Consider the following 301-nt stretch of genomic DNA (forward strand, 5'->3'; position numbering starts at 1 on the left):
TTCATCCCCTGCTTACGGGCCCTAGCAACCACTTGTAACGCCAGTATTGAATCGCCACCCAACTCAAAGAAGTTATCATGACGACCCACACGCTCAACATTCAATAACGTTTGCCAAATCTCTGCCAATAACTGCTCTTGTGGCCCTTTCGCTGCCTCGTCTTGCGCTGATGAGGCCTCGTCACTGTGTACTAACAACGCCGTTAAGGCTTTTTTATCCAATTTACCATTCGCATTTAACGGCAAGTCAGCCAAGATAATAAAGCGACTCGGTATCATGTAATCGGGTAAGCGGGCTGATA

Annotated in this window: 1 protein-coding gene; it reads right to left on the reverse strand. The window is 47.5% G+C overall.

The features are described from left to right. Nucleotides 1-301: phosphopantetheine-binding protein (locus tag J3L16_RS16115; RefSeq protein WP_207614077.1), on the reverse strand; the 301-nt coding region annotated here is incomplete at both ends.

Origin of the sequence: Alteromonas sp. 5E99-2 (genome assembly GCF_017368475.1) — a bacterium.
In the GTDB taxonomy this organism is placed as follows: Bacteria; Pseudomonadota; Gammaproteobacteria; order Enterobacterales; family Alteromonadaceae; genus Alteromonas_F.